Origin of the sequence: Pseudomonas sp. EA_65y_Pfl1_P113, assembly GCF_963970525.1 — a bacterium.
Classification (GTDB): Bacteria; Pseudomonadota; Gammaproteobacteria; order Pseudomonadales; family Pseudomonadaceae; genus Aquipseudomonas; species Aquipseudomonas tritici.
Genome location: NZ_CAXAQM010000268.1, coordinates 1 through 578, shown reverse-complemented (window position 1 = coordinate 578; position 578 = coordinate 1). Strand labels below are relative to the sequence as shown.

General features: G+C 59.2%; 1 protein-coding gene. It reads right to left on the bottom strand.

Annotated elements, in window-relative coordinates; all coding sequences use genetic code 11:
• Positions 1-336, bottom strand: a 336-nt coding sequence (locus AACY52_RS29520; protein WP_339561254.1) for a response regulator, incomplete at its 3' end; no start/stop codon positions are given.
• Positions 337-578: the final 242 nt, after the last annotated feature.

Here is a 578-nt window from a genome sequence, read left to right as displayed (position 1 = left end):
GAAGAGGGAATCCATCGCGACGGGCTTGAACAACACTTCGTCTGCCCCTTGTGCAAGGCAACGCTCGCGCAAATCCACCGCTGTGTCCGCAGTCACCACGATGATCGGGAGATGCGCCTTGGCATCGCCGCGCGCACGGATGCGCCGCAGCGTTTCAAACCCGTCCATACCGGGCATCCGTAAATCGAGCAGGACGATCTCGAAATCCTGCGCCTCGATCAGCGCCAGTCCAATTTCTCCGCTCTCCGCACCGGTCATCGTCGCACCAGCGACATCGAGCATGTCCTTCACGACGCGCCGATTCATCGGGTCATCTTCGATGAACAGAATGTTCACCGGGAGCACTCCACTACGGAATCACGAGAGTAAAAATACGCCATGGTGTGCATCTCTATCGTTTCATGCCGCTTGCGTTACAAGCACCTCCGATGCGGAAACGTCCGATGGCGCGGCATTTCCAAACATCGCGGCCGCCAGCGCCGCACCCGCGATAGGCTTGGCAATGACGCGGTCAATACCCGCCGACGCAAAGCGTGTGCAATCTTCGATATCCGGCGCGCGCCATAGCAACGTCGTGA